The sequence below is a fragment of the Paenibacillus sp. P36 genome, from assembly GCF_045866505.1.
Classification (GTDB): Bacteria; Bacillota; Bacilli; order Paenibacillales; family NBRC-103111; genus Paenibacillus_E; species Paenibacillus_E chondroitinus.
Map to the genome: position 1 here is coordinate 637,493 of NZ_AP038372.1, position 14,087 is coordinate 651,579.

Here is a 14,087-nt window from a genome sequence, read left to right on the forward strand (position 1 = left end):
CAGTCAATTGTAGACGATTATCCTCGGTAAGGGTATGGGCTTTTTTTTGGAAGCTTTGCATTTTTACTGATCAGGCGGTTCATAAAAGCTTAAAAAACCAATCGAAACAATGGGGAAGTATCGAAAATCATGTGTATAGGCAAGGCAGCGGCCCCCCGGATATGATGGGCAGGTAACAAGCGAGGCTCATGGGAAGGAGAGGCGGCTTAAGGTTCGAAAGAGCAAGATCAGTTGATGAAGACGAATGAGGGGATAGGAACGAAATGAAACACATGCGTGATAGAACCGTGACCAACATCTATAAGAGCTTTTTTGCTATTGCTTTGGCGGTAATCGTAAGCATGACCTTTGCTGGTTCGGCGGGAGCTCATTTCTCCTCAACCGGGTATTCCGATATCAAGGTGGGTGCAGATACAATCCAATACCACCTGTCGATTCTGGAGAGCGACTTTGTTCATATATTCCCGGACAAGCCGGACGGCGGCGACAAGATCAGCGATAAACAATTGTCAGCATCTATGGATGCCTTAACAAGGCTTGTCGATGACGGCCTGATTGTAACGGGAGACGGGAAAATCGGATCTGCGGTGATTACCGGTGCCAAGCATGAGAAACGAGCCAGCATGGATATGATCGGTATCGATATCCGATATAAATTCGCTGCCACTGTGAAGCAGTATCTGATGCAATACAATTTCTTCTGGTACAGCGGGGTCGATGTCAACCATAGTAACTATGCCACGATTCAGGTCGGTGGCCAAACCATTCAGCAGGTACTTGGCAGTCAGAACTATATTGTACAGATTCAAGGGCCGGGCGCAGCAGCCGGGAATCCGTCAGCAGCGGCACCACCTTCAGCCCTGGATGCAAAGCCTGCTGTTCAACTGGAGGCGGCTTCTTGGCTAAGTACGCTCAAAACCTACGTTCTCATGGGGATGCAGCACATCTGGTCGGGTCTGGATCATATGCTTTTCGTGCTGGGACTCCTGTTAGCTGCTGAGCAAAGGGTATGGAAAATCGTGCGACTGATTACCGCCTTTACAATAGGTCACTGCATTACGCTAGTCCTATCTTCTCTAGAGGTTGCTTATCTCTCACCTAAAATCGTCGAACCCTTAATCGCCCTCAGCATTCTGTATATTGCAGTAGAGAATATATGGAAGCGAAAAGAGAGTGCACGTGTAATCGTTACGTTATTGTTTGGCCTTGTGCACGGATTCGGTTTTGCCGAGGTGCTGCGAGGAACGTTGTCTGGACATATGGCCCTTCCTTTATTTTCATTCAACCTGGGGGTAGAAATTGGACAGCTTGTCGTCGTAGCGATTGTGATTCCAGTGCTTCTATGGATTAAAAATTTGCCGTTAAAAATCAAATGGAATCAATACGCTTCGGGGATCATTGGCGTGTTCGGGCTTTACTGGTTGATTGAGCGCATTATTAGTCAATAAAATTTTTTATGATGAGGGGACGTTATCAAGTTGGTTAAAAAGAGTTTCAAACGATGGATATCCGGCGCGACCGTAGCTGGGATGATGTTCAGCATGCTGATGCCTATGGCGGCACATGCGGATGAAACGCAAATCAGCGCGGTGGACTATTCGAAATTGCCTAAGCTGATGATTACGGAGCTTGTTCCGGATACAGCGAATATCAGCAGTTCAGACGCTTATGAATTTATTGAAGTTTATAACAATACGAACAAAACGCTGGATTTTAAAGATTATAATCTGGTGTACCGATATCCCGGAACGAGCACCGTTTGGGGATCTTATCAGAATGGGAATCCCAATGGAAGCATGAAGATTCCTGCGCAATCCTCCATCGTCCTGTGGGTGATGAATACGGATAAAGGAATTAATTTAAATCTGCAAGCATCGGACTTCAATCAGAACTTCCATACGACTCTGCAAGAAAATGTGAACCTTTTCCGTGTTGACGGCGGCGGCGGTATGCACAACAGCAGTCCAAGAGATTTGGTCATTCAAGAAAAAGACGGCACGGATATCTCGGTTGCCAGCTACCAAAACGATGAACAAACGAAACCGGAAAAAGGGATCTTCTATCGCTTCCCGGCGGATGGAACGAAGAACATGGTGATGTATGGCTCGGGCGCTGACACGACTGCAGCCGCTGCCACCCCAGGGACTATCGACCCTACTCAGGTTCCGCCTGTTCCGCTGTACTTCTCTGATCCACCTGTCGTCGGCCACACGCCGGTTGCCCAAGCTGATCAGAAGAACGACTTGATCTTGCAAGCTCAGATTGCTAACACAGAGCAGAATGAAACGGTATCTGCTGCCGTGTATTATCAGTTGGCATCGCAAACGAGCTATGAATCCGTACCTATGACAGTAACGGGCAGCAATCAATATCAAGCTGTTATTACGAAGGACAAGCTAACTGAAAGTCAATTGAATTACTACATTCAAGCGAATGACGGCTTCAGCACGGTGAGATCGAACGTTTACAACGTAAATGTTACGCTAGATCAATCCGACTATTCGAAAGTTCCACCACTCATGGTAACCGAAGTTGTACCGGATTCCACGAATGTGGGCTCAGCGGACGGTTATGAGTTCATTGAAGTTTATAACAATACGGATCAACCCGTTAACTTCAAAGACTATAAAGTCGTCTACCGTTACACGGATTCGGGTCCGGATGCAGACGTTCCATGGCCTGCGGACAAAGAAGATATGATCATTCCTTCAAAAGGGACGCTCGTCTTCTGGATTATCAACAACCAGAATGGGAATTCGACCGCAGCTGACTTCAATGCCAACTACGGAACGAACCTGGTAGAGGGCACTAACCTTGTGCGCGTGCACAGCGATGGGATGGCGAACGCCTCCAACCGTGGTCTTGTGATTGCTACGAATACGGGTGTTGAGCTTTCTACAGCCTACTACATCAACGGCGATTCAAAGGCTAATAAAGGGATTTTGTATAAATATCCGACTGACGGCGGCAAAACGATGATCAAATACAGCTCGACCGTTGCAGCAGCAACACCGGGTTCCGTAGATCAAGTTCAAGTGCCACCACAGACGGTGAAGGTTACACCGGATACTCTTAAGCCTACGCTTAATGATTTAACGAAAGAGAGCACGCTCGATCAAGCCTTAGATCTAGAAATTATCGGAGAGGCTAAAGATGAAACATCGCTCAAAACAGTAGCGCTCTACTATAAAACAGACAAACAGTCCCAATATAACAAGAGGTACTTGAAAGAAAGCTTCGCGGATACGTTGTACCATTATATGGTTTATTCGCCTGAGCTTATCGGAAACTCTTACCTGGATTATTATTTCACAGCGTCTGACGGCACGAATGAAACGATTACACAGACGAAGCGTGTTCAAATTCAAGGCGGATCAGATCATTCCAGCTTGCGCTTGAATGTGAAAGACGGTGACGTCGTTTCGCAAACGAAAGCGTTGAAAGGGACCGGCGAGGGTGTTAGCCCGGACAGCCTGAAACTGGCGATCGACGGCAGCGAGCTGACACAGTCGACTTATCATGCCGTGGAGCATGATGCGTTCTTCGCTTTTGAAGTCATGGGCGTGAACTATTATTTCAAAAACGGGATTACCCAAGGGCAGGAAATTCTTTCGATTTTCCAAGATCCAATCAATAGCTATAAAACATTGTCCATTCCATTAAAAGCCGAGCGCCTTAAAGAAGGCAGCAACGCATTCCAGATTCGTGCGGGTTCCAAGGCTTCACCGTTCGATGATCGTCCGGAAGAAAATAAAGACAATTTTGAAGTGAAGAATGTTCGTCTTGTCTTTGCAGACGGTACGGTTGTGTATGACGCGAAATATAGCGATCCGAACAAGGTGATCAAAATCGGGGATTCCTCCGGTCTGTCGCCAGTGATCGATTTCAATTTCGTCATTCCGTCAACGCAATTGGCTTCCAAAGCTTATGATTGGAACACGACTTCTGTGAGTGACGGCAATCATCAGGTTACAGTAAGCAGTACCACATATGGTTCGGTTACTTCCAACATAAAGGTGGATAATACAGCTCCTGTTGTGGTACCTTCCATTGAGGAAAAAATGTACCGTGGTAACTTCACCATCGATGCGAACGTAACGGATGCATTGGCCGGTGTAGACAAGGTTGAGGCTCTGTTAGACGATCAACCAGTTACGCTGCCGATGGCTACTTCATCCGCACAACTGCCGGGCGGAGCGCATGTTTTCAACGTCAAGGCTACGGATAAAGTGGGGAATGTGAAGGAAGTCACCGTTCATTTCGAAGTGCCTAACGAGGCACCGGATATGCCGGTCCAAGTCGGTCCCGGTCAAGGTGCATTTGGCTTGGAAAACTCAGCTTCACTTAGTGTGAAGGTTAGTGATCCGATGAACGACGACTTGAAAGTTACGTTCAACCAAGGATTTAAATACGATGCAAGCACACAGGGAACTTTCACAGGCTATCGTGGCGCGGCGGATACAGAGCCTCCGAAGCAGGAAAAGCCTGCAAGTGAAGCGGCCATGACGCCTGAAGATTACAGTAAAATTAGCAGTGTTGACGGCAACTATCTCAACGATGAGGCTAACGATAAATTTCCTTACCAACGTTTTGAGATAGCGTTAGATCCTGCGATTCAAAGTACAGACGAAGTTGTCATTGACTGGAAAGGGAAGTCCCTTGAAGGGCGTAAAGTTTCTTTGTACGCTTGGAGCCCAAGCAAGTTGGAATGGAGTCAACTTAAGACTGTTATCGCTGGCAGCGAGGATTTCGAGCTCAAAGCGAGTGTTCAAGCTGGCGATTATGCCAATAACGGGAAAATTCAAGTGATGGTGCAGGACGAGATTGCTATTACTCAGGATCAAGCGCCTAGTACCGACTATGATTTCTCCTTCGTGTGGATGTCCGATACCCAGTACTATTCCAAGAGCTATCCATATATCTATCAAAAAATGGTGAAATGGATCGCCGATCACAAAGAAGACAACAAAATTAAATACGTCATTCATACTGGCGACATCGTCGATAACGCCGATCAAGAGTACCAATGGATTGAAGCTGACAAAGATATGAAAGTTTTGGAGACGGCAGGAATCCCATACGGGGTGCTTGCAGGTAACCATGACGTAGGCCACCAAGACAATGATTACAGCTATTATGACAAATGGTTTGGTGAGGATCGTTTCAAAAACCAACCAACCTATGGAGAATCTTACGATAACAACCGCGGCCACTATGACTTAGTTTCCTCGAATGGTAACGATTTTATCATGGTTTACATGGGCTGGGGATATGGAGACAAAGAGATTGATTGGATCAACGAAGTGTTGAAAAAGTATCCGAACCGCAAAGCGATTCTGAACTTCCATGAATTCATGCTCGTTTCCAATAACCGTGCGCCGATGGCGGAAAAAGTGTTCGAGCGCGTTATTAAGCCGAATAAGAACGTTATTGCCGCTTTATCCGGTCACTATCACGACGCTGAGTTGAAAGTCGATCCAATCGACGATAACAACGACGGCATCCCAGACCGTAATGTGTATCAAATGTTGGCGGATTACCAAGGGGCGCCTGAAGGCGGACTTGGGTATATGAGATTGATGCAGTTTGATTTGAAAAACGGCAAAATCAACATGAAAACTTACTCGCCTCATTTGGACGATTACAACTATTATGATCCGAGTGAGTATCCTGGGAAAGACGAGTTCAGCCTGGATCTGAATCTGGATGCTGTAACTAAACGCGTAGCTACGGATTATATCGGTGTCAGTGTATATACGAACAAAACGATCGGAAGCGTGGATAATGTGAAGAGTGGACAGACGGCAACAGTGGTTTGGCCGAACCTTACTCTAAATAAGACCTACCAATGGTACGCTCTCGCCGAAGATCAATATGGTGGATCGATTCAATCCGATATTTGGAAATTTAACACTAGTCATCAAGAAGAATCAAGCGACAATGGTGGTGGAAGTGCGCCAGCGATTCCTTCGGGATCAACGATTCCGGTGGACGGTGGTACAGTAACTTTGGAAGGCGCTAAGATTGTCATTCCACAAGGTGCGATACCAAGCGACATTAAGGTTACAGTAGCTAAAATTTCCGATGCAGCTTCGCTGCCGGTAGACCCATCATCTAAGCTGATTAGTGATGTTTTCGAAATTAAGAAAGATAAAGATGGTGCATTCAGTAAAGCTATCGAAATCACATTGCCTTATGATAAAAGCAAAGTGGATCTAGAAAAGTCAGACGTAAGCTTGTACTGGTTTAATGAAACAACCAAAGCTTGGGTTCAATTAGATAACATTGTTGTTGATAAAGTGAAAGGTACTGTAACCGGTTCTGTCACCCACTTTACGAAATTTGCCGTTATCTCTAACCCGAAACAAGAAACAAAACCTGAGTCTGGTAACATTAATTTGACAGACATCAAAGGCCACTGGGCAGAATCTAACATTCTAGAACTAGTTAAAGCGGGTTCCATTAACGGCTATGAAGATGGCACATTTAAACCGGAAAACCGCATCACACGCGCTGAGTTCGTTTCAATCATTGTGAAATACCTGAAATTGAACGAGCAAGGAAGCAGCACTAAGTTTGGTGATGTAGCGAACCACTGGGCGAAGAATGCGATCGCCACTGCTGCAGCGCAAGGCATTATCACAGGTTACACGGATACAACCTTTGGTCCGGATGATTTCATTACCCGTGAGCAAATGGCGGAAATTATGGTTCGTGCCGCTCATTTGGACAAGGTGGCAGGGAATACGAGCTTCTCCGATAACGCTGCGATTTCTGAGTGGGCACAAGCGGCAGTAGCTACGTTAACCTCCAAAGGGTTCATGAACGGTTATGAGGACGGTACGCTGAAGCCGCAAGGATTAACAACGCGCGCGGAAGCATCTACCCTTATCCTTAGAGTGTTGAAAAAGTAGAAATAAAAAAGGCTCCTTCGTCTGAAAAGACGGGGAGCCTTTTTTTGCTCACAGAGTCTCTCTAGTGGGCAGGTGAAGAGGAACTACAGGGCGCTATTCTGCTCGAAACAGCTCTACTAGCGGGGGAGAGGGAACTGGGGTCCGCTAATTAGCTTATCTGGGCAGGTTTTGTGGCGAAGGTGGCGAAATAAGAGCCTGTAGTTCCCGTTCGACCAGTGAAACTCCACGTTCCCCCTAAATAAGGGAATGGAGTTCCCTTATCATCCGATTATCTGCGTTTGCGCTTCGCTGTTCCGGATTTGGAACCGCCTTTGCGTCTGCGGGCAGTCCCAGATTTCTTACGGCGTTTGCGTTTCGGTCTGAATACCTCAACCGAATCTCCCGAGGCGACTTTACCTTTGCCGAGAGCGCCAAAAATCGTTTTCACCATCGGAGCCATTTGCTGGAAGCTGGACATGAACTTCTGAACCTTGCCCATCGTGCCGAGGATGCCATCGATGCCACCCATCCGCTCAACGAAGCCGGAGATTTGCTTCATGTTGAGGCCGCTCAGCGGGTTGGAGCTTCCGCCAGTTGCAGCGCCACCACCGCCACCCCCAAGGAGGTTGCTGAGGAAATTGCCACCACCGCCACCGCCTCCTCCTGTGGCACCGGCATTTCCGCCGCCGCCTCCGAAGAAGCCGCCACCACCACCACCGGTGTTACCACCGCCGCCAAAAAATCCACCGCCACCGCCGGCATTGCCTCCGAAGAAATCGCCGCCTCCTTGGAAAGGAGTAGGGAACCCTCCGCCTTGAGAGAAATCCGAGAACGGATTGCCGCCGCCTAAGCCTGGATACTGGCCGAATGCGCGATCATCACCAATTTGCGGAGGTAAAGTGGTGAGGCTTCTTGTATGCACTTCAGGACGGTTACCGCCATTACCAATGATTTGTCTAGGGTTAGTCACTGGGATTCACGATCCTTTTTATCAGATTTGTCTCCTACAGGATATGTCACTTGCCTATCATTGGTATGGACGAATGTCACGGGTCCTAGATATTTGTCACAATTCAGCTCATTAACGCATAGAAATTTTAACGTTTCGCAATCCTAAAGGCAGGATTTAAAGCGGGCGTGTCGAATGATACTCTGGAGCTTACTATAATAAGCTAACATGCATTTCTACCAGGAGTTGATAACGTATGCAATTAAAAAAATTAAATGATAAAGCTATAGACCAACTTTTTGAGGCCATACTGACCCTTAAGGATATAGAGGAGTGCTACGTCTTTTTTGATGACCTGTGCACCGTGAACGAGATTCAATCGCTTTCCCAGCGTCTGGAGGTAGCTCGCATGCTGCGCAAAGGCTGCACGTACAATCAGATCGAAGCGGAAACGGGCGCATCCACAGCCACCATCTCCCGAGTTAAGCGCTGCTTGAATTATGGTAATGACGGCTATGTATTGACATTAGATCGTTTAGGTCGTTAAATATTTGTATCATAAAAGAATTCAAGATCCTGCATTACCAAGTGTAATGCGGGATTTTTCCTGTTTATGGAGAGCTCAATTGACATGTGGGAACACATTCGTTAGCATAGGATTGTAGCCATGGATAGAACGGGTGGGGAGAACATAATGAGTAAGGTTGGTGTCCTGGTCATAAGCCATGGATCTAGGGATAAAGGCTGGGTTGACCTGGTCGACGAAGCTGTATCTGCGGTTCATATGCCGGAAGGAATGCCAATCTATGCCTCCTATCTGGAACTGGTGGAAGGTCGGTTGATTCAAGACGGTATTTACAGCTTAGAGGCGCAAGGTGTGACGGATATCATCGTCGTTCCCTTGTTCGTGTCTTCTGGGAGTACACATATCGATGAAATCAGCTACGCTTTAGGCGTTATCGAAGTGCCGCTGTTGGAAACGGACATGGAGCCTTTTGAAATAAAGGCACGAATTCATTTTACATCCCCGATTGATGACGATCCTGTAATTGCAGAGATTATGTATGCCAAAATCAAGGAACTGTCCGAAGAGCCAACGCAGGAAATCCTTCTGCTGATTGGGCACGGAAGCCAAGAAGAGGGCTTTCATCAGAAATGGCTTCAAGGCTTGGAGCAGCTCGCGGAGCGATTGAAAGCTTTGGGTGGCTTTGACGAAGCGGATGTTGCCATGCTGTTGCCGGATCAAGTGCATGCCAAGATGACAGAGTGGGCCGTGAAGAAGCCTGGACATGCTGTTATTGTGGCGCCGCTTTTTCTGAGTGAGGGCTATTTCACGAGACAAGTAATCCCTTCCCGATTGAAGGGATTTGCATATATATATAATGGACGGGCGCTGCTGCCAAGTCCGCTAATTTCCAAATGGATGGAGAAGCAGATCGCTTCCGCAAATTCGAGACGGTGAACAGGTGATGAGACACAATGGTCAAAAGAGCAAGACTGATCTATAACCCGACTTCCGGCCGGGAAGAAATGAAGAAACGCCTGCCAGAAGTTCTTCAGCGCCTAGAGCGCGGCGGCTTCGAAACATCTGCTCACGCAACAATCGGTGAAGGGGATGCCACGCTTGCCGCGGCTGAAGCTGTGAACCGTGGCTTTGATCTCATTATCGCCGCTGGCGGAGACGGCACGCTGTGCGAAGTCGTGAACGGTATGGCCGAGAAAGAGGGGCGGCCGCCGCTCGGCATTTTGCCGCTGGGGACGACCAACGATTTTGCCCGCGCGCTTGGCATTCCCAAGAACCTGGAGCAGGCATGCGACCTGATCATCCAGCAGTACAGTACAGATATTGATGTAGGCAAAATCAACAACCGCTACTTCATTAATATTGCCGGTGGAGGCTCGATGACCGAGTTGACGTACGAAGTCCCGAGCAAACTCAAAACCATGATCGGCCAGTTGGCCTATTATATGAAGGGACTCGAAAAACTGCCTAGGCTCAAGCCTATCGAACTGTACGTTAAAGCAGGCGATCTCGAGTTTCACGATGAAGTGATGATGTTCCTTGTCGGCAACACGAACTCCGTCGGTGGCTTCGAGAAGCTCGTGCCGGAAGCCCGAATGAATGACGGATTGTTTGACGTTTTGATACTGCGTAAGTGCAATCTTGCTGAGTTTATCCGAGTGGTCACACTCGCGCTGCGCGGGGAGCATCTGAATGACCCGAATCTGATTTATTTTCAGACGAATCATATCGAAATTAATTCTCCGGACTACGTCCAGTTGAACTTGGATGGCGAATTCGGCGGCACGCTGCCGTGCGTCATGACGAACCTCAAAAGCCACCTTCAAATCATCGTCGATGAGTCCGGTCAGTCGATTTATAAGAAGACGCTGATTGAGACGTTGACGACGCCGTTTCAGTTGAAGGAGCGGATCGGGGATGAGGAGCATGACGGGCATCATCCGCATCAGCCTAGGGAGTAGTGGACGGAACACTTTTGCTATATAGGGAAAGAACAGATAAGTGAGGGTATTATGAGCGTAAAAGATAAAAGGGCTACGAAGTCCAACGGGAAATCTGCAGATCGAAGAGCGGGGAATTCTGCAGAACGTTCTAGGGAAAGAAGAGCAGGGAATTCTACGGGGCAAAGAGTAGGGAATTCTGCGCCCAAAGCGGCGCCGGCCTGGATGGCGGATCTGCCGGTGCAGATCGGACAGGAATACGAGGCTGAGATCATCGGGATCAGCCATGATGGGGAAGGGGTGGGCCGTGTGAACGGCTTTACCCTTTTTGTCGCTGGTGCGCTACCAGGTGAGCGTGCTCTGGTGCGGGTGGAGCATGTGAAGAAGCAGTACGGGTATGCGCGGCTGCTGCAATTGGTGGAAGAGAGTGCGGAGCGGGTCATGCCGGTTTGCAGCATTTATGAGGAATGCGGCGGCTGTCAGCTGCAGCACCTGAGCTATGAGGCGCAGCTACGTGTGAAGCGTCAGCAGGTTGTGGATAATTTGCAGCGGATTGGGAAGCTGGATGTGCGCTCGGAAACTTCTGATGGCATAGTTGTCCATCCCACGCTGGGAATGTCCGAGCCATGGCGGTACCGGAACAAGGCGCAGGTTCCTTTTGGGGAAGAGCGCGGCGGCCTCATTGGCGGATTTTATGCACAGGGAAGCCATCGCATCATTGATATGGAGGAGTGCCTGATCCAGCACGAAGCGAACGACGAAGTTGTCGCTCGGGTGAAAGAGATCGGTGCGCGGCTTGGTATTACCGCTTATCGGGAAGAGACGAATGCCGGACTGCTGCGCCATGTCGTCGTCAAAGTCGGCTTCCGCACGGGCGAGATCATGGTCGTTTTGGTGACCAACGGTAGCACGATTCCGCGTGTGGACGAGTGGATTGATGGGATTAGGGCTGCGCTGCCTTCAGTGAAGAGCATTTGCCATAACATTAATGTGAAACAGACGAATGTTATTTTTGGGGATGAGACTCGCGTCCTGTGGGGCAGCGAGGTCATCTATGACTATATCGGCGATGTGAAATTTGCTATTTCCGCGCGATCCTTCTTTCAAGTGAACCCCGTTCAGACGGAAGTCTTGTACGGGAAGGCTTTGGATTACGCCGGATTGACCGGCGATGAAGTCGTCGTCGATGCCTACTGCGGCATCGGGACGATCTCCCTGTTCCTGGCGCAGCGCGCGGGACAGGTCTACGGCGTTGAGATCGTCGAAGAGGCGATCGCGGATGCACGGAAGAATGCCGAGTTGAACGGCATGACGAACGTGCATTTCGAAGCGGGCCCAGCGGAATTGGTCCTCCCCGAGTGGACACGTCAGGGCATTCGCCCCGACGTGATCGTGGTGGACCCGCCCCGCAAGGGCTGCGACGCCGCGCTGCTCGCGACGATCTTAGAGCTGCAGCCGCACCGCGTCGTCTATGTGTCGTGCAGCGCATCGACACTGGCTCGCGACTTGCGCGTGCTGGTTGATGGGGGCTACGGCGTCGCGGAGGTGACGCCGGTGGATATGTTTCCGCATACGGTGCATGTGGAATCTGTTGCGCTGCTTGTAAGGAATGAAACAGATGCTGAAAAGCCTTGTTAATACTGGGTTTTTTCGATGCAACAGTTTGCTGAAATTAGTTATACAGCAGTGATTTTTTAGCCATTGGGGTAAAATTGGTGTAAAAGTACAACACAATTAAACCAAAATCATCGGAAATCATCAGAAAAAAGCCTAAAACAGGGCACATTTTGAATAAACTGTTATAGTCCTTAAGAAAAGAACCCGAACGATTGGTACACAAATCGTTCGGGTTCTTATGCTTCTTTACGCTTTTAAATGGAATGATCTGATCGAATTTATTTGCAGCTTCTTTATCCGCCTTCGATAAAACATGACCGTAGATGTTCATCGTTGTCGTGATGTTGGCATGTCCCAGACGTTCAGAAATAATTTTGGCATGGACACCTTGGTTAATTAGTAAAGTGGCAGAGGTATGGCGCAGATCATGAAATTTGATGTATTTTAAATTGTGCTTTTTTAGAAAGCCGCGAAACCATAAATAAGGGCTTTCCGGATAGAATGCTCTGCCATATTGATTAAAGAAAACGAAGAAATGATCATTATCTCTGGTCCTCTTCAATTCACACCATTGATGCATACAGTACTCATGATATTGTTTCAGTTCTTCCCAAACAGCATCAGAAAGGTTGATTTTTCGTGTGGATTTTTTTGTCTTCGGTTCTTTGATAACCGGATTACCATTAATGAAATCGGAGATGCTTTGTTTTACGTATATCGTGCCTTGTTCCAAATCAACATTTTTCCATTCAAGGCCAACTAATTCGCCGCGGCGAAGTCCTGTGGTTAAAGCAAGGGTGATCATCATCCGCCAATGATAAGCTTCTTTTTCTAGTACCTCAAACATCAGCTGAATTTCATCTTCATCGTATACTTCACTTTCCTTATATACGACCTTGGGCGACTTTACATCTGCAACAGGATTAAATTTAATAACTCTCCACTCCACCGCTCTAGAGAAGATATTTTTCAAAACGCGATATACGTATTGAATAGTTCCGGAAGAAAGCTTACCATCCTTCCCGTCCTGTCTGTTGCCTTCTTTACCTAATTCACTTATTAAGGAAGCGACATGCAAAGGTTTAACTTGATCTAACCGTAAATGTCCAATTGCCGGTAGAATTCGTTTGTTTAAGATTCTGAGGTAAATGGATAATGTCTTTTTTTCAAGTTCTTGTACTGCATACTTGTCTTTCCACTCATCTACGAAAGCGTGCAGAGTTAGTTTCTCAGGTGCGATGTAAGCTCCAGCATGGACTTCGACCTCGAATTTTGCAAGTTCAATCTCAGCTTCCTTTTTTGTTCGGCAATGGACTGTTTTACTGTGACGTATATATTTACCTTTTGCATCTCTTCCCACGCTAACGATTAATCTCCAGGAGTTTTTACCTCTTTTTTCTAAACTCGCCATACTTTATGACCTCCAAAATTAAAGGAATATTTATTGCAATTATTCCCTTTAATAAGTCGGAGAATACTTTAGTAAAATGGAAACGTATATTCGCTGACAATGATTAGACATTAGTTTTGCCAATATTAATTAATGAAAGGAAGATTTAAGGGGAGGGAGTGCATTTCGATGAACATTCAAAATATCATGATCACTGTTTTTGGCGCTTATCTTGGAATAGGACTTTTTTTGGTATATCGCTCTACCACTAAGGAAGTGCCAGAGATATTTGATGAAGAATTGGATAAGGAAGAGGATAGGGGAGCTGGTTCAAGCAAGAAATGAGTTTTACGATACTTTGTACAATTTAGATAAAATAGTGGGCCGCAAGGGTATTTCCATTATTCTTTTTATAACGATTTATCGCAAAGAGCAGTGCGAGCAAAGACGCGTCTGTATGAAGTTAGGCTGCTGTTTAAGAAAGATTCTAAAGAAATCGTTGATGATGATGAGGGAACGGGCATGGAAGTTGCGGCTGCAAGGCAGATGGCGTGATAGCATGATTCGTTAACACTGTTTATCCAGAAGGTGTGAACAATTTTCTATTTTAGGAAGAGGATTGTTGGGTAATCGTTGATTTTAAGGTGGATCACTTTGACTCGGAGAACGAAGAAACTTTGCCCGGTTTTATCGGCCGCTAGTGGTGGCTTAAGCCAGGGAGTGGACTTTTGACTACAAGGCAGAAAACCAGAAATATGTCGATCTAAAATAATGG

The 14,087-nt window shown here is 47.3% G+C and carries 9 protein-coding genes; 7 read left to right on the top strand and 2 right to left on the bottom strand.

The features are described 5' to 3' along the window. Positions 1–263 precede the first annotated feature (263 nt). Both ACKTT9_RS02945 and ACKTT9_RS02950 read left to right on the top strand, forming a co-directional pair. Positions 264–1,448 carry a HupE/UreJ family protein gene (locus tag ACKTT9_RS02945; RefSeq protein ID WP_407870428.1) on the top strand — a complete coding sequence of 395 codons (1,185 nt, stop codon included), beginning with the start codon at positions 264–266 and terminating at the stop codon, positions 1,446–1,448. A gap of 30 nt (positions 1,449–1,478) precedes the next feature. Further along, positions 1,479–6,914 carry an S-layer homology domain-containing protein gene (locus tag ACKTT9_RS02950; protein ID WP_407870429.1) on the top strand — a complete coding sequence of 1,812 codons (5,436 nt, stop codon included), beginning with the start codon at positions 1,479–1,481 and terminating at the stop codon, positions 6,912–6,914. Positions 6,915–7,182: 268 nt separating this feature from the next. Here the strand turns inward: ACKTT9_RS02950 and ACKTT9_RS02955 are convergent, their stop codons facing one another. Next, a complete protein-coding gene (locus ACKTT9_RS02955; protein WP_407870430.1) occupies positions 7,183–7,863 on the bottom strand; it encodes an aminotransferase in 681 nt (226 codons plus the stop codon). A 235-nt stretch (positions 7,864–8,098) separates the two neighbouring features. Here ACKTT9_RS02955 and ACKTT9_RS02960 point away from each other — a divergent pair, with 235 nt between their 5' ends. From ACKTT9_RS02960 to rlmD, 4 genes are all read left to right on the top strand, one after another. Next, the gene (locus ACKTT9_RS02960) at positions 8,099–8,389 is read left to right on the top strand and encodes a YerC/YecD family TrpR-related protein (RefSeq protein ID WP_079414635.1); all 291 of its coding nucleotides are present in this window, start codon (positions 8,099–8,101) and stop codon (positions 8,387–8,389) included. A 147-nt stretch (positions 8,390–8,536) separates the two neighbouring features. Beyond that, positions 8,537–9,304: a sirohydrochlorin chelatase gene (locus ACKTT9_RS02965; protein ID WP_407870431.1), complete on the top strand. Its 768-nt coding sequence runs from the start codon at positions 8,537–8,539 to the stop codon at positions 9,302–9,304. Positions 9,305–9,321: 17 nt separating this feature from the next. Further along, entirely contained in the window at positions 9,322–10,326 is a 1,005-nt protein-coding gene (locus ACKTT9_RS02970) for a diacylglycerol kinase (RefSeq protein ID WP_157317282.1), read from the top strand. 51 nt (positions 10,327–10,377) lie between these two features. Next, entirely contained in the window at positions 10,378–11,943 is a 1,566-nt protein-coding gene (gene rlmD / locus ACKTT9_RS02975; RefSeq protein ID WP_407870432.1) for a 23S rRNA (uracil(1939)-C(5))-methyltransferase RlmD, read from the top strand. 34 nt (positions 11,944–11,977) lie between these two features. Here the strand turns inward: rlmD and xerC are convergent, their stop codons facing one another. Then, positions 11,978–13,333, bottom strand: a complete 1,356-nt coding sequence (gene xerC / locus ACKTT9_RS02980) for a tyrosine recombinase XerC (RefSeq protein WP_407870433.1) — start codon at positions 13,331–13,333, stop codon at positions 11,978–11,980. Positions 13,334–13,501: 168 nt separating this feature from the next. Between xerC and ACKTT9_RS02985 the strand changes: the two genes are divergently transcribed. After that, positions 13,502–13,657 (top strand): hypothetical protein, encoded by a 156-nt coding sequence (locus ACKTT9_RS02985; protein WP_407870434.1) that lies wholly within the window; start codon positions 13,502–13,504, stop codon positions 13,655–13,657. The last annotated feature ends 430 nt before the right edge of the window (positions 13,658–14,087 follow it).

What these genes read in the sequence shown, in the direction of transcription:
- ACKTT9_RS02970 (WP_157317282.1), top strand. Translation starts at nt 9,322, where the DNA reads ATGGTCAAAAGAGCAAGACTGATCTATAACCCGACTTCCGGCCGGGAA.
- ACKTT9_RS02945 (WP_407870428.1), top strand. Translation starts at nt 264, where the DNA reads ATGAAACACATGCGTGATAGAACCGTGACCAACATCTATAAGAGCTTT.
- ACKTT9_RS02965 (WP_407870431.1), top strand. Translation starts at nt 8,537, where the DNA reads ATGAGTAAGGTTGGTGTCCTGGTCATAAGCCATGGATCTAGGGATAAA.
- xerC (WP_407870433.1), bottom strand. Translation starts at nt 13,333, where the DNA reads ATGGCGAGTTTAGAAAAAAGAGGTAAAAACTCCTGGAGATTAATCGTT.
- ACKTT9_RS02985 (WP_407870434.1), top strand. Translation starts at nt 13,502, where the DNA reads ATGAACATTCAAAATATCATGATCACTGTTTTTGGCGCTTATCTTGGA.
- ACKTT9_RS02960 (WP_079414635.1), top strand. Translation starts at nt 8,099, where the DNA reads ATGCAATTAAAAAAATTAAATGATAAAGCTATAGACCAACTTTTTGAG.
- rlmD (WP_407870432.1), top strand. Translation starts at nt 10,378, where the DNA reads ATGAGCGTAAAAGATAAAAGGGCTACGAAGTCCAACGGGAAATCTGCA.